Consider the following 17,067-nt stretch of genomic DNA (forward strand, 5'->3'; position numbering starts at 1 on the left):
CCGGCCCCGCGAACCGTTGAGGCCCCGGGCGCCACGGCGTGTCAGACGGCGGAGCCGAGGGCCGCGATGACGTCGGCCCTGCGCGGCTGTCCGGCGGCGCGGCGCACCACGCGGCCGCCGGCGTCCAGGACCAGCGTGGTGGGCGTGGCGCGGACCTGGAGGGCCCGTACGAGCTCCAGCCGGGCCTCGGCGTCGATCTCCACATGGGCGACGCCGTCGACCATCGCCGCGACCTCCCCCAGGACGCGCCGCGTCGCCCGGCAGGGCTGGCAGAAGGCGCTGGAGAACTGCACCAGCGTGGCCCGCTCGCCCAGCTCCGCGCCGATGTCGGCGGCACTCAGCCGCACGGTCTCCCCGTCCCGCTCCGGCACGCTCGTCCCTTCCCGCGGCTGTCCCCGCACTTGTCCGGTTTCCAGGGTGCAGCACCCGGGGGAGCGGGGAAATTTCCCGACGTGATGAGGATCTCCCGGCCGCCGGGGCGTCCCGGCTGGCCCCCGGCCCGGGCATTCAGGCACGATCTGGCGAAAGCCGGAATCCTACGCTCGCGTAACCCCCGCGTCGCGGCTTTGTGAACACTTCAGCCGGGAGCACCCTCCCCCGCCCCGCCCGGAAGGATCTTCCCGCATGGCAGAGCTCGTCTACCCGCCGGTGATCGGTTTCGCCCACACCATGTTCAAGGCGCTGGACCTGCGCTTCGACGTCGAGGGCACCGAGCACATACCGCAGCGCGGCGGGGCGGTGCTGGTGAGCAACCACATCGGCTACCTCGACTTCGTCTTCTGCGGTCTGGCGGCCCGGCCCGCCAAACGGCTGGTGCGCTTCATGGCCAAGGAGTCGGTCTTCCGGCACAAGGTGTCCGGTCCGCTGATGCGTGCCATGAAGCACATCCCCGTCGACCGCTCGGCCGGCCTGGACGCGTACAAGCACGCGCTGTCCGCCCTGCGCTCCGGTGAGATCATCGGCGTCTTCCCGGAGGCGACGATCTCCACCTCCTTCACGCTCAAGAACTTCAAGTCCGGCGCGGCGCGGCTGGCCCAGGAGGCCGGGGTGCCGCTGGTGCCGATGGCGCTGTGGGGCACCCAGCGGCTGTGGACCAAGGGGCAGAAGCGCAATCTGAGCCGGCAGCACATCCCGGTGTCGATCCGGGTGGGCGAGCCCCTCACGGCCGGCCGGGAGGAGAGCGCGGACTCCGTCACCGAGCGGGTGCGCGGCCGCGTCCAGGACCTGCTCGAGGCCGCGCAGCGGGCGTACCCCGTGCGCTCCGAGGGCCCCGCCGACAGCTGGTGGATCCCCGCACACCTCGGCGGCACGGCGCCCGCCCCGGCCGGGGGCCCGGACCGCAGCTAGCGCCCGGCCGCACCACGAGCGAGCCCCCTGCCATGACCCATGGCAGGGGGCTCGCTCGTTCGTACGGCAGGGCCGGCTAGCGCTTGGCCATCTCCTCCGCCACCGCCGCCGCGAACGCGTCCACGTCGGCCTCGGTGGTGTCGAAGGCGCACATCCAGCGGACGTCGCCGGCCGTCTCGTCCCAGAAGTAGAAGCGGTAGCGCTTCTGCAGGCGCTCGCTCACGTCGTGCGGGAGCCGGGCGAAGACGGCGTTGGACTGCACGGGGTGCAGCACCTCGACGCCCTCCACGGTCCGTACGCGCTCGGCCAGCCGCGCCGCCATGGCGTTGGCGTGCGAGGCGCTGCGCAGCCACAGATCGCCCGAGAGCAGCGCCTCGAACTGCACCGAGACGAAGCGCATCTTGGAGGCGAGCTGCATCGACATCTTGCGCAGGTGCTTCATCGCCCTGACCGCGCCCGGGTTGAGGACGACGACGCACTCGCCGAAGACCATCCCGTTCTTGGTGCCGCCGAAGGAGAGCAGGTCCACCCCGGCGTCGGTGGTGAAGGCCCGCAGCGGCACGCCCAGCGTGGCCGCGGCGTTGGCGATGCGCGAGCCGTCCAGGTGGACCTTCATGCCCCGCTCGTGGGCGTGGTCGCAGATCTCGCGGATCTCCTCGGGCGTGTAGCAGGTGCCCAGCTCGGTGGTCTGCGTGATCGAGACGACCTGCGGCTGGGCGCGGTGCTCGTCGTCCCAGCCGAACGCCTCGCGGTCGATGAGCTCGGGGGTGAGCTTGCCGTGCTCGGTGGGCACGTGCAGCAGCTTCAGCCCGCCGACGCGCTCGGGCGCGCCGCACTCGTCGACGTTGATGTGCGCGGAGGAGGCGCAGATGACCGCGCCCCAGCGCTCGGTCGCGGCCTGCAGGGCGACGACGTTGGCGCCCGTGCCGTTGAAGACCGGGAACGCCTCGGCGGTCGGCCCGAAGTGGGCGCGCATCACGTCCTGGAGATGGGCGGTGTAGTCGTCCTCGCCGTACGCGACCTGGTGACCGCCGTTGGCGACGGCGAGCGCGGCCAGGATCTCGGGGTGCGCGCCGGCGTAGTTGTCGCTGGCGAAGCCGCGCACCCGCGGGTCATGGCGGCGTATCGCGTCGGTCTGGGCCGAGGGGGCCTCGGTCACGGTTGCGGGGTGAGCCACAGACGGGTTCCGTTCACTTCCTGGGCGGGCCGCTCCCAGACGCCGACGATGGCCTGGGCCAGGTCCTTGGCGTCGGTGAAGCCCGCGAACTTCGCGTTCGGTCGTTCGGCGCGCATCGCGTCGTGCACCAGCGCCTTGATCACCAGAATGGTGGCGGCGGCCGGCGGGGCGTCGTCGCCCCCCGCCTTGCGGAAGGAGTCGGCGAGCGCGAGGGTCCACGCCTCGGCGGCGGCCTTGGAGGCGGCGTAGGCGGCGTTGCCCGCGGTCGGCTGGCTGGCGCCGGCGGCGCTGACCAGGACGAAGCGGCCCTTGCCGCTACGGGCCAGCGGGCCCTCGAAGGCCAGCGAGGTGTGCTGGACGGTCTTGATGAGCAGCTTCTCGAGCAGCTCCCAGTCCGCGAGGTCGGTCTCGGCGAAGGTCGCCGAGCCGCGCCAGCCGCCGACCAGGTGGACCAGGCCGTCGACGCGGCCGAATTCCTTCTCGGTGCGGTCGGCCCAGGCACGGGTGGCCTCGACGTCGAGCAGGTCCACGGTGTCGCCCGTGACGGTCGCACCGCCGTGGGCGTAGCGGGCGGCGTCCACGGCCTCGGCGAGGCGCGCGGCGTCCGCGTCGGAGGCGACCACGGTCGCCCCGGCCTCCGCCAGCGCCAGCAGCGCGGCGCGGCCCGCCGGGCCGGCCGCTCCCGCCACCGCCACGACGGCGCCCTCCAGCCGGCCATTGCCGTTGCCGGGAGTGCTCATGGTCGTCGCCTCCTTCTGTCCCTCGCTCACGCGGCCACCCGCTCCATGTCCGCCGCGGTGATCCCCTTGGTGGAGACGATCACGCCGCGCAGCTTCTTGGCAAGGGCCTCGTAGAACATGCTCAGCGGGAACTCGTCCGGAAGCACGTCATCGACGAGCTTGCGCGGCGGCAGCGAGAGGTCGAGGGCGTCGGGGCCCTTGGCCCAGGTGGAGCCGGGGTGGGGGGAGAGGTAGGACGAGACGAGGTCGTAGGCGGCGAGCCAGTGGACGAGCTTGGGGCGGTCGATGCCGTCGCGGTAGAGCTTCTCGATGTCGCCGCACAGCTGGTTGGTGACCTGCGGGGCGCGCTCCCAGTCGATGTGCAGTGTGTTGTCCGTCCAGCGTACGACGTCGTGCTTGTGGAGGTACGCGAAGAGGAGCTGACCGCCGAGGCCGTCGTAGTTGCGGTCCCGCTCACCGGTGATGGGGAAGCGGAACATCCGGTCGAAGAGGACGGCGAACTGCACGTCACGGGCCTGGGCGTAGCCGTCGGCCTCGAGCTTGACGGCCTCCTTGAAGGCCGTGAGGTCGCAGCGCAGCTCCTCCAGCCCGTACATCCAGAACGGCTGGCGCTGCTTGATCATGAACGGGTCGAAGGGCAGGTCGCCGTGGCTGTGGGTGCGGTCGTGGACCATGTCCCACAGGACGAACGCCTGCTGGCAGCGCTCCTGGTCGTCGATCATGTCGGCGATGTCGGCGGGCAGGTCCAGGCGCAGGGTCTCGACGGCGGCCTCGGTGATGCGGCGGAAGCGGGCCGCCTCGCGGTCGCAGAAGATGCCGCCCCAGGTGAAGCGCTCGGGGGCCTCGCGCACGGCGATCGTCTCGGGGAAGAGCACGGCGGAGTTGGTGTCGTAGCCGGCCGTGAAGTCCTCGAAGGTGATCCCGAGGAAGAGGGGGTTGTCGTAGCGGGTGCGCTCCAGCTCGGCGAGCCACTCCGGCCACACCACGCGCAGCACGACGGCCTCGAGGTTGCGGTCGGGGTTGCCGTTCTGGGTGTACATCGGGAAGACGACCAGGTGCTGCAGGCCGTCGGCGCGCTGGGCGGCGGGCTGGAAGGCCAGCAGGGAGTCGAGGAAGTCCGGCACGCCGAAGCCCGTGTCGGCCCAGCGGCGCAGGTCGGCCACGAGCGCGGAGTGGTAGGCGGCGTCGTGCGGCAGGAGCGGCGAGAGCTGCTCGATCGCGGCTATGACGGTGTCGAACTCGGCGCGCACGGCCTGGCCCGGGGGTGCGCCCTCCGCGGCGAGGTCGATGGAGCCGTCGGCGGACTGCCAGGGCCGGATCGTCTCCACCGCGGCCTTGAGCGTGCCCCAGGCCGGGTGCTCCACTACGCGATCCACAGACAAAATGTCGGATTTTGCTGCGGTCGACGCAATAATTTCCGTCACGACTAACCCTCCTCGGGAGAACCTGGCGTTAAGACACCGTATCTGTGTCAGCTTCTCCGGCTCAAGGGGTTGAGCGATAAATTATCCTGCGGACCCCCGGGTCGCACCGCTGTTTTTCCTGCGGGCTTCCCCCGTCCGAGGGAGCGAAAGCGGCTTTCCGTCGCTCCTGACACTCCCGTCACGGACGGCGTCCTAGTCGGATTCCGGCCATGACCGGCGGCCCCGGGCGGAGCCGCGAGGCGGCCGCCGCGAGCACCTTCCCGGCCCGGCCGCAATTCACGAAGCCGCAACAACCTTCCGCCATTCGGACGATCCCCGGTCCTGACCTGGACAGATCATCGAGGGCGCTGCCAGTCTCGCGCCATGCCCGCCGCCACCCACGCCGGACGCCTGGCCGCCGCACTCGCCGTGCTGCTCGCCGCGGCCGCCGGCTGCGCCCCGCAGGACGACACCGACGCCGCGAAGTCCACCGACCGCCCCGCCCCCGGTGCGCACGCCTGCGCCAAGGGGCGGCTCGACACCCGCGCCCCCGGAAAGCTGACCGTGGGCACCGACAAGCCCGCCTACGCGCCCTGGTTCCAGGACGACGACCCGGCCGGCGGCAAGGGCTTCGAGTCGGCCGTGGCCTACGCCGTCGCCGACCGGCTCGGCTACGACCGGTCGGACGTGGTCTGGCAGACCGTGCCGTTCAACAGCGCCGTCGCCCCCGGGGCGAAGAAGTTCGACTTCGACATCAACCAGGTCTCCATCAGCGACGAGCGCCGCCGCGCGGTGGACTTCTCCTCCGGCTACTACGACGTGCGCCAGGCCGTCGTCGCCCTCAAGGACTCCCCGGCCGCCGGGGCGAAGGACGTGGCGGGCCTCAAGCACGCCCGCCTCGGCGCCCAGGTGGGCACCACCAGCCTCGACGTCGTCAACGACGTCATCAGGCCCGACCGCGCGCCCGCCGTGTTCCAGAAGAACGACTTCGCCAAGACGGCGCTCAAGAACGGCCAGGTCGACGCGATCGTCGTCGACCTCCCCACCGCCTTCTACATCACCTCGGCGGAGGTACCGGAAGCGAAGATCGTCGGGCAGTTCGAGGCCAAGGGCGCCGCGGCCGAACGCTTCGGGCTGGTCCTCGACAAGGGCAGCGGCATCACCGGCTGCGTGAGCGACGCCGTCGACTCCCTGCGCCGGGACGGCACCCTCGCCCGGCTGGAGAAGAAGTGGCTGTCCGAAGCCGCCGACGCACCGGTGCTGAAGTGACGCCCGAGGACACCGTGCCGGCGGCACGGACCCCCCACGACCCGCCCGCAAAGCCGCACGACGCGTACGTGCCGTCCGCGCGCCGCCTCGAACGCGAACGGTTCAAGCGGGCCCGGGCCCGCCGGGCGGCGGCCGTCGCGGCCGTCAGCACGCTCGCCACCGTCGTCGTGCTCTTCCTCGTCGTCGTCAACTCCCCCGGCTGGCCGCGCACCCGCGAGACCTTCTTCAACGCCCACTACGCCCGCGAGGCCCTCCCGCACGTCCTCGAGGGCCTCTGGCTCAACGTCCGGCTGCTCCTCGTCTGCGGCGCCGCCGTACTCGCCCTCGGCATGCTGCTCGCCGTCGCCCGCACCCTGCGCGGCCCGGTGTTCTTCCCGCTGCGGGCCCTGGCCACCGCCTACACCGACTTCTTCCGCGGCCTGCCGCTGATCATCTGCCTGCTGATGGTCGTCTTCGGCGTCCCGGCGCTGCGCCTCCAAGGCGTGACGACCGACCCGGTGCTGCTGGGCGGGACGGCCCTGGTCCTGACGTACTCCGCCTACGTCGGCGAGGTCTTCCGGGCCGGCATCGAGTCGGTCCACCCCAGCCAGCGCGCCGCAGCCCGCTCGCTGGGGCTCAGCGGCGGCCAGACGCTGCGCCACGTCGTCCTCCCGCAGGCCGTGCGGCGCGTGGTGCCCCCGCTCCTGAACGACCTGGTCTCCCTGCAGAAGGACACCGGGCTGGTCTCCGTCGCGGGCGCGGTCGACGCCGTCTACGCGGCGCAGATCAGCGCGAGCAAGAGCTTCAACTACACCCCGTACGTGGTCGCCGGGCTGATCTTCGTGGCCCTCACCATCCCGATGACCCGGTTCACCGACGCGGTGACCGCCCGGATGGACCGCCGCCGGGCCCAGGGAGGGATCGTATGAGCGAGCGGCCCGCACCGCTGGACGGGCAGCCGGTGCTGCGCCTGGAAGCGGTGCGCAAGACCTTCGGGAGCACGGTCGTCCTGCGCGACGTCGACCTCGACGTCGCCCCGCACACCGTCACCGCGCTGATCGGCGCCTCGGGTTCGGGCAAGTCGACGCTGCTGCGGTGCGCGAACCTGCTCGAGGAGATCGACGACGGCGCGATCCTCCTCGACGGCGAGGACATCACCGACCCGCGCGTGAACCCCGACACCGTGCGCCGCCGCATCGGCGTGGTCTTCCAGGCGTACAACCTCTTCCCGCACATGACGGTGCTGGAGAACATCACCCTCGCCCCGCGCCGCGTCCACGGCGTGCCGCGTGCTCAGGCCGAGGAGCGGGCCCGCGAGCTGCTGGAGCGGCTGGGCCTGGGGGGCAGGGCCGGCGAGTACCCGGACCGGCTCAGCGGCGGCCAGCAGCAACGCGTCGCGATCGCCCGGGCGTTGGCGGTCCGCCCCCGGCTGCTGCTGCTCGACGAGATCACGGCGGCGCTCGACCCCGAGCTGGTCGGCGAGGTGCTGGGCGTGGTGCGCGACCTCAAGGACGAGGGGATGACCATGGTCCTGGCCACGCACGAGATGGGCTTCGCCCGGGACGTGGCCGACCAGGTGTGCTTCCTCGACGGCGGGGTGGTGCTCGAGCGCGGCACGCCGGACGAGGTGTTCGGCGCGCCGCGCGAGGAGCGCACCAGGCGCTTCCTGCGGCGCCTGACGGAGGCGGGGCGGCTCTAGGCGGGGCCTGGCCCTACGCGGCCAGGTCCTTGACCAGCAGCTCGAACTCCAGGTCGTCGCGCTGCGGGATGCCGAACCGCTCGTCGCCGTACGGGAAGGGGCTCATCCGCCCCGTGCGCCGGTAGCCGCGGCGCTCGTACCAGGCGATCAGCTCGTCGCGCTGCCTGATGACGGTCATGTGCATCTCGGCGGCGCCCCACTCGGCGCGCGCGAGCCGCTCGGCCTCCGCCATGACGAGCTTGCCGAGGCCGCCGCCCTGGGCGGTCGGGCGGACGGCGAACATGCCGAAGTACGCGTGGGTGCCGCGGTGTTCGACGTGGCAGCAGGCGACGGTCTCGCCGTCGACGTCCGCGACCAGCAGCCGGCTGTTCTCGTCGGTGACCACGGCCATGACGCCCTCGGGGTCGGTGCGCTGGCCCTCGAGCAGGTCGGCCTCGGTGGTCCAGCCGGCGCGGCTCGCGTCCCCGCGGTAGGCCGACTCGACGAGCTCGACGAGTGCGGGCACGTCGACGGCGGTCGCGGCCCGGAAGGTCGGCTCTGCGGTACGGCTCCTGGCGGTCTCCATGGTGTCCCGTGGTCCTCTCCGTGCGGTTTCGGGCGCATGTACGACCCTAACGGAGGAGGCGTGCGTACAGTCGCGGGCATGGTGCACGTACTGAGCAGCAGGGTATTGCTGAGGCCGACCGATCCCGAGCGGTCGCGGGAGTTCTACGGCGGGGCCCTGGGCCTCGCGGTCTACCGCGAGTTCGGCACGGGCCCCGAACGCGGGGTCGTCTACTTCCTGGGCGGCGGCTTCCTGGAGGTCTCGGGGCGGTCGGACACGCCGCCCGGGCCGGGGCTGGAGCTGTGGATGCAGGTCGCGGACGCGGCGGCGGCGCACAAGGAGTTCCTGCTGCGCGGGGTGGAGGTGATCGAGCCCCCCGAGCGCAAGCCGTGGGGGCTGATCGAGATGTGGATCGCGGACCCCGACGGCGTGCGCATCGCGGTGGTGGAGGTGCCGGAGGGCCATCCGATGCGCTACCGCCCGGGCATCTGACGGGCCCCGGAGCAGCGCGGGCGCGCGGCGGGAGGGCGTTGCGCGCCCCCTGTGCGCCCGTGCGCTCCCGTGCGCGGCGGTCGCCGTGGGCATTCTCCGGGGGTGGGTCGCGTCCGGGGGAGCCGGGGAGGTGTGCCGTGCACGGACCGCCGCTGGTGGGGTGGTTGCTGGTCGCACTGTGCGCCGCCACCGGCGCGTACTGCCTCTTCAGGATGCGGGCCGGCGCGGCGGGGGAGCGCCGGGCCGCCGGGGGCGACGCGCTGATGGGACTGGGCATGGCCGTCATGGCGGTCCCGGCCGCGGCCCTGGACACCCGGCCGTGGGGGCACGTGGCGTTCGCCCTGGTCTTCGGGGCGGTGGGGCTGCGGGCCCTGGCGCTGGCCCGCGGCGGCCGCGCCGGCATGCACCATCTGCACCACGCGGTGGGCGCCTTCGCCATGGTCTACATGGCGCTCGCGATGGCGGGATCCCCGGGCGCCGCCCACGCCGGGCACACCGCGGGCGCCGCGGGCGCGGGCCTCCGGGAACCCGCCGGGAACCCCCTGGTCACCGGGCTGCTGCTGGTCTACTTCGCGGTCTACGTCGTGCGCACCGCGGCGGGAATGGTGCCGGTGACGGCCATCGCCTCGCAGGACGCCCCCTGGCCCGGCCCGCCGCGCGAGCGGCCCTGCGGCCGCGAGCTGACCGACGCCTGCCGGCTGTCCATGGGCATCGGCATGCTGGCGATGCTGCTGACCATGTGAGCGCCTCACGGCTCGCGTGGTGTACGTCACTTAACGTGCCGACGCGTATCCGGGCCCCGCCGCCTCCTCATAGGGTGAACGCATGATGGTCCCGCTCGCGCTGCTGGTCCTCGGCGGCCTGGCCGCGGCGATGGCACCGCGCGTGCTGACCCGCGCCGACTGGCCCGACCGCGAACCCGTCCTGGCCCTGTGGGTCTGGCAATGCGTGGTGGCCGGCGTGCTGCTGTGCTGTGCGCTCGCCATGGCGCTGAGCGCCGCCGCGGCCTGGGAGGCCGTACGCGGCAACGTCTTCGCGCCCGCCCCGCACGGCGTGATGGAGGCCTACGCCCTCACCGCCTACGGGCCCTGGGCCGCCCCGCTGGCTGTCGCCCTCGCCTCCGGCGCCGTGTGGACGGCCGCCATGCTGACCCGCGAGATCCGCGACGCCCGCGCCCGCCGGCGCCGCCGCCGCGCCGAGCTGCTCGTACGGTCCCCCCGGCTGCCCGGCGAGGACCGCGGCGCCGAGCCGCTCGTGGTCCTCGAGGGCGACCACCCCGAGGCCTGGCTGCTGCGGGCCGGCACCGCGCCCCAGCTCGTGATCACCACGGCCGCGCTGCGCCGCCTGAACGACTCCCAGCTGGACGCGGTCCTCGCCCACGAGCAGGGCCACGCCCGCGCCCGCCACGACTGGCTCCTGCACTGCTCGGCGGCCCTGGCCAACGGCTTCCCGCAGGTCCCGGTGTTCGCCGCGTTCCGCGACCAGGTCCACCACCTCGTCGAGCTGGCCGCCGACGACAGCGCCTCCCGCCGCTCCGGCCGCCTCGCCACGGCCCTGGCCCTGGTCGAACTCAACGAGGACCGGGGGGTGTTCGGCCCCTGTCCCACCCCCCTCTCCCACGTCCCCGACCGCGTCCACCGCCTCCTGTCCCCGGCTCCCCGCCTGACGGCCGCCCGTCGCCTGCGGCTGACGGCGGTCGCGGCCCTGGTCCCGTTCGTACCGGTGCTGGTGACCTTCGTGCCGGGCCTGAGCGTGCTGGGAGCGCGCTGAGCCCGGCGCTCGGCCCCGGTGGGCCCGAGCCTCGCGGGCCCCGCCGCGCGGACGGCGGACGCCCGGCTCAGTAGCCGACGGTGAAACGGCGTTGGACGTGGCGGGGCGTCTCGATCTCGTCGAGCACGGCCACGGCCAGGTCCTGGGTGGAGATGTCGCCCGCGCCCTCCAGGGGTGGGAGCGCCTGGTCGCCGCCCACCCGGTAGCGGCCCGTGCGCTCGCCGGGCTCGATGCGGCCGGCCGACGGGCTCAGATACGTCCAGTTCCGGTCCGACAACCGGCACAGGTCCAGCACCTCGGCGTGGGCGAGCACGACCGCGCGGTATGCGGCGGGCACGTGCAGAACATCCGTCAGGACGCGGGCGAAGCCCTCCTCGTCGTCCAGGAGCCGTACGCCCGGCGCCGACTCCAGGCTGCCACCGCCGCCGATGACGACGAGCCGGGTGGCAGGGTGGCGCTCCAGCGCCTTCAGCAACGCCCGGGCGGTGTCCGGCAGTACGTGGGCGTGCGCGATCTGGTCGGGGATGTCGCCCCCCGGGGCGATGGCGTTCACCACGACGTCCAGCCCGGCGACGGCCCGCGCCGCCCCCTCCGCGTCGCCGGCGTCCGCGACCCGCCACGTCGCGCCGCCGCGGTCCGCCGGAACGCGCGCCGCATCCCGCGTGACGGCGGTGACCCGGTGGCCGCGGCGCAGCCCCTCCGCCACGACCGCCCGGCCGATGAGACCGGTGGCGCCGAGAACCCCGATGTCCATGGAAATCCCCTCCCCAGTGCACGGTGTGCATTCACTACACGCCGTTCAGTTTGTGTACGGCTGATAGTAACTCCGTGCCGTAAAGTGTCAACGGTGGGGAACGAGACGCTGAATCGCCGCGAGCGACTGCGGGCCGAGACGGCCCGGGAGATCAGGACGATCGCGCTGAAGCTCATGGGCGAGGGCGGCCCGGACGCCATCTCCCTGCGGGCGATCGCGCGAGAGATGGGCATGACCGCGGGGGCCATCTACGGCTACTACGCCACCCGCGACGACCTCGTCACCACGCTCATCGGCGAGGTCTACACCGACCTCGTCGACACGGTGGAGGCGGCCCGCGACGCCCGGCCGGCCGACGACGCGGCCGGCCGCCTGCTGGCCTGGGCCGAGGCGCTGCGCACCTGGGCGCTCGCCAACCCCCAGGGTTTCCGCCTCATTTACGGCGATGCGGTCCCCGGCTACCGGCCGCCGGAAGGCGGTCCCGGCGCCCTGGCGCGCGGCCGCGCCTGCGACGGGCTGGTCGGACTGATCGCGGACGCGTGGCCGCACGCCCGGGCCGCCCACCGCCACGACCGTCACCAGTGGTCCGACTTCGGCGAGGAACTGGGCGCCCGCGTCCGGGCCGAGCACCCCGGGCTGCCGCCCGCGGCCATCGCGCTGGCGCTGCGCGCATGGGGGCGCATGCACGGGCTGCTGGCGCTCGAGCTCTACGGCCATCTGTCGCCCGTCGCCGCCGACCCCGGGGCGCTCTACCGCGACGAGATGCTGGACCTGGCCGGCTCCCTGGGGCTCGAGCCGCCCGCCGCCTGACGCCGGCCGGACGTGACGGCACCGTTGACCGTCCGCGCGGGCCCGGATAGCTTCGCCCGACGGACAGTTGATTCCGTGCAGCGGAAGTGCGAAGGGGTGTCGCATGGGGCAGCAGCAGGGCGTCGCCACGACGTTCACCAGCGCGGCCGGCGAGCGCGTCGCGGCGCTGCTGGCCCCCGTGGACGCCGAGCTCGCGCGCCGGTACCCGGGCGACCCCGGCAGCCGCCAGCCCGTGCACACGGTCTACGTCCCGGCCGACGCCTTCGACGCCGCGACCGTCCGGTCCTGGGGCGACCGGGCGCTCGCCGCGCTCGACGAACACGCCCCCGACGCCGGGGCGTTCGCCCGCGCCCTCGGACTGCCCACCGAGCAGGCGGAGCCGGTCCACGAGCGCGTACGGGCCAAGCTCGCGCGCGAGCCCGTCGAGGACCTGCGGATCGACTTCGAGGACGGGTACGGGCCGCGCCCCCACGCCGAGGAGGACGCGGCGGCGGCACGGGCGGCGAGGCTCGTCGCGGCGGCCTTCGAGGACGGCACGGCCCCGCCGTACATGGGCATTCGCATGAAGTGCATGGAAGCGGCCGTGCGCGAGCGGGGGATACGGACCCTCGACGTCTTCCTCACCGGGCTGATGGCCGCGGGCGGGCTCCCGGAGGGGCTCGTTCTCACGCTGCCCAAGGTGACCTATCCCGAGCAGGTCGCCGCGATGGCCCAGCTGGCGGGGGAGTTCGAGAAGGCCCGCGGGCTGGCGCCCGGGCGGATCGGCTTCGAGATCCAGATCGAGACCACCCAGGCCATCCTCGGGGCCGACGGGCGGGCGACCGTCGCCCGGCTGATCGACGCCGCCGACGGCAGGGCCACCGCCCTGCACTACGGCACCTTCGACTACAGCGCCTCCTGCGGCATCGACGCCGCGCACCAGTCGCCCGACCACCCGGTGGCCGACCACGCCAAGGCCGTCATGCAGGTCGCCGCCGCCGGCACCGGCGTCCGCCTCTCCGACGGCTCGACCAACGTGCTGCCCGTCGGGGACACCGCACAGGTCCACGCGGCGTGGCGGCTGCACCACCGGCTCGTACGGCGGTCGCTGACGCGGGGTTACCACCAGGGCTGGGACATGCATCCCGGCCATCTGCCGACCCGCTACGCCGCCGTCTACGCCTTCCACCGCGAGGGTCTCGAGCGGGACGCGGCCCGCCTCGCCGCGTATGTCGCGCGCACCGGGGGCGGCGCCGTGCTGGACGAGCCCGCCACCGCGCGGGCGCTGAGCGGCCACCTGCTGCGCGGGCTGGACTGCGGCGCGGTGGACGCGGACGAGGTCGCCGCGCTGACGGGGCTGGGCCGCGAGGAGCTCCACGCGCTGGCGGGGCGTGCGGCGCCCGGGTCAGTCGCCGGCGGGCGGTAGTTCGCCGGAGCCGCGCACGATGAGGCGGGTCGGCAGCTCCACCCGGCGCGGCGCCTCGCCGGCGCCCTCGAGCCGGCGGAACAGCAGCTCGGCGGCCGTACGGCCCAGCCGGGCCGCGTCCTGGGCGACCACGGTGACCCCGGGCGAGAGCAGGTCGGCCAGCTCCAGGTCGTCGAAGCCGACCAGGGCGACGGGGCGGGGCAGGCGGGCCGTGACGCGCAGGGCGGTGACGGTCACCCGGTTGTTGCCCGTGAACAGCGCGGTGACCGGGCGCGGGCCGGCGAGCATGCGCTCCGCCTCCGCCCGTACGCGCTCGGGGGCGGTGGAGCCCAGCGAGACCCAGCTCTCGTCCACGGGCAGAGAGGCGTCCGCCATCGCGGCGCGGTAGCCGCGCAGTCGCTCGGCGGCGGTGTGGATGCGCGGCTGGTCGCCGATGAAGCCGATGCGGCGGTGGCCGTGCGCGATGAGGTGGGCGACGCCCTCGCGGGCGCCGCCGAAGCTGTCCGAGAGCACCGCGTCGGCGTCTATGAGCCCGGCGGGGCGGTCGACGAAGACGGTGGCGACGCCCGCCGCGATCTCGGGTTCCAGATAGCGGTGGTCGCCGCCCGCCGGGATGACGATCAGGCCGTCGACGCGGCGGGCGCAGAAGGCGAGCGCCAGCTCCCGCTCCCGTTCGGCGTCCTCGGCGCTGGAGCCGTTGATGAGCAGGGCGCCATGACGACGCGCCACCTCCTCGACGGCGCGGTTGAGCGGGGCGTAGAAGGGGTCGGCGAGGTCCTCGAGGACGAGGCCGACGGAGGCGGTGCGGCCCTTGCGCAGGATGCGGGCGCTGTCGTTGCGGCGGAAGCCGAGGGCGGTGATGGCCTCCTGAACGCGCCGCTCGGTGTCGGGGGTGACGCCCGGTTCGCCGTTCACCACCCGGGAGACGGTCTTGAGGCCCACGCCCGCGCGGGCGGCGACGTCCTTCATCGTCGGACGGGTGCCGTAGCGCGGCGGCGGGCCGCCGGGGGCGGCCGGCGCGGGGGAGCCGGCGGCACGGGGGGTATCGGCGGAGTCGGCCATGGACGCCCGTCCTTTGCGCTGAGAGCCGTCTGATGCCCGCGGGTGACGTCGAGTTCCCTGAGGCGACGTCGGGCATCTCGGAGGTGACGTCGAGCATAGAGCCTGGACAACGTTGTCAAGCACGGCCAGACTGACCTCCCTGAACAGCCCCCCACCGCCCGTCGACCAGGAGACGATCGCACCGTGCGCAACGACCAGGGCGACCTCGTCGCCGCTCTCGACTTCGGCGGCACCAAGATCGCCGGGGCGCTCGTGGACGCCGGCGGGAACCTGCTCGCGCGCGCCCGGCGGCCGACCCCGGCGACGGAGGACGCGGCGACGGTCATGGGCGCGGTGGCCGGGGTGCTCGCCGAGCTGGGCCGGTGCGGGGACTGGTCGCGGGTACGGGCCGTGGGCATCGGCAGCGCGGGCCCCGTCGACGCCTCGCGCGGCACCGTCAGCCCCGTCAACGTGCCCTGCTGGCGGGACTTTCCGCTGGTCGCCGAGGTGGCCCGGGCGGTGGGCGGGCTGCCGGTGACGCTGGTCGGCGACGGAGTGGCGATGACCGCCGCCGAGCACTGGCGGGGTGCGGCCCGCGGGCGGGCCAACGCCCTGTGCATGGTGGTCTCCACCGGAGTCGGCGGAGGGCTGGTCCTCGGCGGACGGCTGCACCCAGGACCCACGGGCAATGCCGGCCACATCGGTCACATCAGCGTCGACCTGGACGGCGACCCCTGCCCCTGCGGCGGCCGGGGCTGCGTGGAACGCATCGCCAGCGGGCCGAACATCACGCGCCGCGCGCTCGCCGGGGGCTGGCGGCCGGGCGCCGGCGAAGAGGCGGGCGCCGCGGCCGTGGCCGCCGCCGCCCGGGCGGGCGACGCCGTCGCGCTCGCCTCCTTCGCGCGCGCCGCGCAGGCGCTGGCCGCGGGCATCGCCGCGACGGCCGCCCTCGTGGAGATCGAGGTGGCGGTGATAGGCGGCGGCGTCGCGGGGGCCGGGGACGTGCTCTTCGCTCCCCTGCGGGAACGCCTGCGCGACTACGCGGCGTTGTCGTTCACCTCGGCCGTCGAGGTGCTGCCCGCGCGTCTGGGCCCCGACGCGGGGCTGGTGGGGGCGGCGGCCGCGGCGGCGGAGCGGCTGGGACTGTGGGGGCCGGGCGCGGGTAGGTGACGGGCAGGTGACAGGGCGCTGTGGCCTCCGTCACCTGCCGCGTGGCCAGTCCGCGCCCCATGCCGCTCGTACACGTTTCCGTGGCAAGGTGTTGCGGGCACGTGTTCCGGCACGTATCCCCCGCCGCGCGCGCCGCGTTGCGGGGGCTGTGTTCCGCGCCAGGTGTTCCGCATGCCACAGGGGGCTACGGAGAAGGGGGAACCGTGATCGTCTGGCTGAACGGTGCGTTCAGTGGGGGCAAGACCAGCACGGCGAAGCTGCTGACCGAACTCGTCCCGGGCAGCACCCTCTACGACCCCGAGGTGACGGGCGGGGCGCTGCGGCATCTGCTGCCGCCCAAGAGACTCGGCGAGGTCACGGACTACCAGGACCTGCCCATCTGGCGCCGGATGGTCGTGGACACCGCGGCGGCGCTGCTGGCGGAGCTGGGCGGGGTGCTCGTCGTGCCGATGACGCTGCTGCGCCAGGAGTACCGGGACGAGATCTTCGGGGCGCTGGCGTCGCGTCGGATACCGGTGCGGCATGTGGTGCTCACCGTCGATGAAACGATCCTGCGGGAGCGTATCGAGAACCGTGTGGAGTTCCCCGGCGACGAGGAGCGGAGCGAGTCCGTCCGACAGTGGGCGCGGGACCACGTCGCGCCCTACCGGGAGGCGCTGGCGTCCTGGCTCGGGGACGACGCCCTCGCCGTCGACACCGCCGGCCTGACCCCGCGCCAGGTGGCCGGGCGCGTCGCCGAGGCCGTACGCGACGGCAGCGCCGCGTTCTGCCCGATCGTCCAGACCCCCGAACCGCGGGCCGAGACGCTCGCCGCCGGGGTGCTGCTCTTCGACGAGCACGACCGCGTGCTGCTCGTGGACCCCACGTACAAGGCCGGCTGGGAGTTCCCGGGCGGAGTGGTGGAGCCCGGCGAGGCGCCCGCCCGGGCGGGCATGCGCGAGGTCGCCGAGGAGATCGGCATCGAGCTCACGTCCGTCCCGCGGCTGCTGGTCGTCGACTGGGAGCCGCCGAAGCCGCCCGGATACGGCGGATTGCGCCTGCTCTTCGACGGGGGGCGGCTGACCGGGGCCGACGCGCGGCGGCTGCTGCTGCCCGGGGCGGAGCTGCGGGGGTGGCGGTTCGTCACCGAGGAGGAGGCGGCGGGGATGTTGCCGCCGGTACGGCTCAGTCGGCTGCGGTGGGCTCTGCGGGCGCGGGAGCGGGGGCGGGCGTTGAACCTTGAGGCGGGTGAGCCGGTGGGGTGACGGGGGGTGGGTGGGCGCGCCCGTCTGTGGTGCGGGGGTCAGGGGCCGGTGCGCCCGTCTGTGGGGCGGTGTCGGGGGCGGGTGCGGGCCGGGAAGGGACCTTCTGGGGCTGCGATTTCGCGGGCCCTGCCGACGCTCCTGTGAGCGCCCCGCACGTGCCCGCGAAACCGCTTTACGCCCCTGCCAGGCTCCCTTCCCGGCCCGCACCCGCCCCCTTCCGCCG

18 protein-coding genes are annotated in these 17,067 nt (G+C 74.1%); 11 read left to right on the top strand and 7 right to left on the bottom strand.

Annotated features, from left to right (window positions below):
• Positions 1-41: 41 nt before the first annotated feature.
• The gene (locus tag IE295_RS28435; protein ID WP_190066637.1) at positions 42-371 is read right to left on the bottom strand and encodes a TlpA family protein disulfide reductase; all 330 of its coding nucleotides are present in this window, start codon (positions 369-371) and stop codon (positions 42-44) included.
• Positions 372-624: 253 nt separating this feature from the next.
• Here IE295_RS28435 and IE295_RS28440 point away from each other — a divergent pair, with 253 nt between their 5' ends.
• Positions 625-1,347: a lysophospholipid acyltransferase family protein gene (locus IE295_RS28440; RefSeq protein ID WP_190066638.1), complete on the top strand. Its 723-nt coding sequence runs from the start codon at positions 625-627 to the stop codon at positions 1,345-1,347.
• A 76-nt stretch (positions 1,348-1,423) separates the two neighbouring features.
• Here the strand turns inward: IE295_RS28440 and IE295_RS28445 are convergent, their stop codons facing one another.
• From IE295_RS28445 to IE295_RS28455, 3 genes are read right to left on the bottom strand one after another with little or no spacing between them, the layout of a single operon-like run.
• On the bottom strand, positions 1,424-2,524 hold the full coding sequence (locus IE295_RS28445; RefSeq protein WP_372479418.1) for a threonine aldolase family protein: 1,101 nt from the start codon (positions 2,522-2,524) through the stop codon (positions 1,424-1,426).
• Positions 2,503-3,264 carry an SDR family NAD(P)-dependent oxidoreductase gene (locus IE295_RS28450; protein WP_190066682.1) on the bottom strand — a complete coding sequence of 254 codons (762 nt, stop codon included), beginning with the start codon at positions 3,262-3,264 and terminating at the stop codon, positions 2,503-2,505. Before IE295_RS28450 ends, IE295_RS28445 begins: the two co-directional genes overlap by 22 nt.
• 26 nt (positions 3,265-3,290) lie before the next feature.
• Entirely contained in the window at positions 3,291-4,688 is a 1,398-nt protein-coding gene (locus tag IE295_RS28455) for a DUF6421 family protein (RefSeq protein ID WP_190066640.1), read from the bottom strand.
• A 363-nt stretch (positions 4,689-5,051) separates the two neighbouring features.
• Here IE295_RS28455 and IE295_RS28460 point away from each other — a divergent pair, with 363 nt between their 5' ends.
• The 3 genes from IE295_RS28460 to IE295_RS28470 are packed head-to-tail and all read left to right on the top strand — an operon-like array spanning position 5,052 to position 7,614.
• Positions 5,052-5,936, top strand: coding sequence for an ABC transporter substrate-binding protein (locus IE295_RS28460; protein ID WP_190066641.1), 885 nt, complete (start codon positions 5,052-5,054; stop codon positions 5,934-5,936).
• Positions 5,937-5,950: 14 nt separating this feature from the next.
• Positions 5,951-6,844, top strand: a complete 894-nt coding sequence (locus tag IE295_RS28465; RefSeq protein ID WP_224323440.1) for an amino acid ABC transporter permease — start codon at positions 5,951-5,953, stop codon at positions 6,842-6,844.
• Positions 6,841-7,614 (top strand): amino acid ABC transporter ATP-binding protein, encoded by a 774-nt coding sequence (locus IE295_RS28470; protein WP_224323427.1) that lies wholly within the window; start codon positions 6,841-6,843, stop codon positions 7,612-7,614. Before IE295_RS28465 ends, IE295_RS28470 begins: the two co-directional genes overlap by 4 nt.
• Before the next feature lie 13 nt (positions 7,615-7,627).
• Here IE295_RS28470 and IE295_RS28475 read toward each other — a convergent pair whose 3' ends face one another.
• The gene (locus tag IE295_RS28475; protein ID WP_190066643.1) at positions 7,628-8,179 is read right to left on the bottom strand and encodes a GNAT family N-acetyltransferase; all 552 of its coding nucleotides are present in this window, start codon (positions 8,177-8,179) and stop codon (positions 7,628-7,630) included.
• 78 nt (positions 8,180-8,257) lie between these two features.
• Between IE295_RS28475 and IE295_RS28480 the strand changes: the two genes are divergently transcribed.
• From IE295_RS28480 to IE295_RS28490, 3 genes are all read left to right on the top strand, one after another.
• Complete coding sequence (locus tag IE295_RS28480) at positions 8,258-8,650, top strand: VOC family protein (protein WP_190066644.1); 393 nt, start codon at positions 8,258-8,260, stop codon at positions 8,648-8,650.
• A 137-nt stretch (positions 8,651-8,787) separates the two neighbouring features.
• On the top strand, positions 8,788-9,393 hold the full coding sequence (locus tag IE295_RS28485) for a DUF5134 domain-containing protein (RefSeq protein ID WP_190066645.1): 606 nt from the start codon (positions 8,788-8,790) through the stop codon (positions 9,391-9,393).
• Positions 9,394-9,475: 82 nt separating this feature from the next.
• Complete coding sequence (locus tag IE295_RS28490; protein WP_190066646.1) at positions 9,476-10,420, top strand: M56 family metallopeptidase; 945 nt, start codon at positions 9,476-9,478, stop codon at positions 10,418-10,420.
• Between the two features lie 67 nt (positions 10,421-10,487).
• On the opposite strand, the gene IE295_RS28495 is transcribed toward IE295_RS28490, so the two are convergent.
• A complete protein-coding gene (locus tag IE295_RS28495) occupies positions 10,488-11,174 on the bottom strand; it encodes an NAD(P)-dependent oxidoreductase (RefSeq protein ID WP_190066647.1) in 687 nt (228 codons plus the stop codon).
• 93 nt (positions 11,175-11,267) lie between these two features.
• Between IE295_RS28495 and IE295_RS28500 the strand changes: the two genes are divergently transcribed.
• Both IE295_RS28500 and IE295_RS28505 read left to right on the top strand, forming a co-directional pair.
• On the top strand, positions 11,268-11,984 hold the full coding sequence (locus tag IE295_RS28500; protein WP_224323426.1) for a TetR/AcrR family transcriptional regulator: 717 nt from the start codon (positions 11,268-11,270) through the stop codon (positions 11,982-11,984).
• Positions 11,985-12,087: 103 nt separating this feature from the next.
• Positions 12,088-13,389 (top strand): DUF6986 family protein, encoded by a 1,302-nt coding sequence (locus IE295_RS28505; RefSeq protein ID WP_190066648.1) that lies wholly within the window; start codon positions 12,088-12,090, stop codon positions 13,387-13,389.
• Here IE295_RS28505 and IE295_RS28510 read toward each other — a convergent pair.
• Positions 13,369-14,451 carry a LacI family DNA-binding transcriptional regulator gene (locus IE295_RS28510; RefSeq protein WP_190066649.1) on the bottom strand — a complete coding sequence of 361 codons (1,083 nt, stop codon included), beginning with the start codon at positions 14,449-14,451 and terminating at the stop codon, positions 13,369-13,371. The genes IE295_RS28505 and IE295_RS28510 overlap by 21 nt on opposite strands.
• A gap of 183 nt (positions 14,452-14,634) precedes the next feature.
• On the opposite strand from IE295_RS28510, the gene IE295_RS28515 reads away from it, so the two are divergent.
• Positions 14,635-15,600, top strand: coding sequence for an ROK family protein (locus IE295_RS28515; RefSeq protein WP_190066650.1), 966 nt, complete (start codon positions 14,635-14,637; stop codon positions 15,598-15,600).
• Between the two features lie 203 nt (positions 15,601-15,803).
• Positions 15,804-16,844 carry an NUDIX hydrolase gene (locus IE295_RS28520; RefSeq protein WP_190066651.1) on the top strand — a complete coding sequence of 347 codons (1,041 nt, stop codon included), beginning with the start codon at positions 15,804-15,806 and terminating at the stop codon, positions 16,842-16,844.
• Positions 16,845-17,067: the final 223 nt, after the last annotated feature.

Origin of the sequence: Streptomyces griseocarneus, assembly GCF_014655595.1 — a bacterium.
GTDB lineage: Bacteria > Actinomycetota > Actinomycetes > Streptomycetales > Streptomycetaceae > Streptomyces > Streptomyces griseocarneus.

What these genes read in the sequence shown, in the direction of transcription:
- IE295_RS28460 (WP_190066641.1), top strand. Translation starts at nt 5,052, where the DNA reads ATGCCCGCCGCCACCCACGCCGGACGCCTGGCCGCCGCACTCGCCGTG.
- IE295_RS28490 (WP_190066646.1), top strand. Translation starts at nt 9,476, where the DNA reads ATGATGGTCCCGCTCGCGCTGCTGGTCCTCGGCGGCCTGGCCGCGGCG.
- IE295_RS28440 (WP_190066638.1), top strand. Translation starts at nt 625, where the DNA reads ATGGCAGAGCTCGTCTACCCGCCGGTGATCGGTTTCGCCCACACCATG.
- IE295_RS28450 (WP_190066682.1), bottom strand. Translation starts at nt 3,264, where the DNA reads ATGAGCACTCCCGGCAACGGCAATGGCCGGCTGGAGGGCGCCGTCGTG.
- IE295_RS28475 (WP_190066643.1), bottom strand. Translation starts at nt 8,179, where the DNA reads ATGGAGACCGCCAGGAGCCGTACCGCAGAGCCGACCTTCCGGGCCGCG.
- IE295_RS28480 (WP_190066644.1), top strand. Translation starts at nt 8,258, where the DNA reads ATGGTGCACGTACTGAGCAGCAGGGTATTGCTGAGGCCGACCGATCCC.
- IE295_RS28470 (WP_224323427.1), top strand. Translation starts at nt 6,841, where the DNA reads ATGAGCGAGCGGCCCGCACCGCTGGACGGGCAGCCGGTGCTGCGCCTG.
- IE295_RS28510 (WP_190066649.1), bottom strand. Translation starts at nt 14,451, where the DNA reads ATGGCCGACTCCGCCGATACCCCCCGTGCCGCCGGCTCCCCCGCGCCG.
- IE295_RS28505 (WP_190066648.1), top strand. Translation starts at nt 12,088, where the DNA reads ATGGGGCAGCAGCAGGGCGTCGCCACGACGTTCACCAGCGCGGCCGGC.
- IE295_RS28495 (WP_190066647.1), bottom strand. Translation starts at nt 11,174, where the DNA reads ATGGACATCGGGGTTCTCGGCGCCACCGGTCTCATCGGCCGGGCGGTC.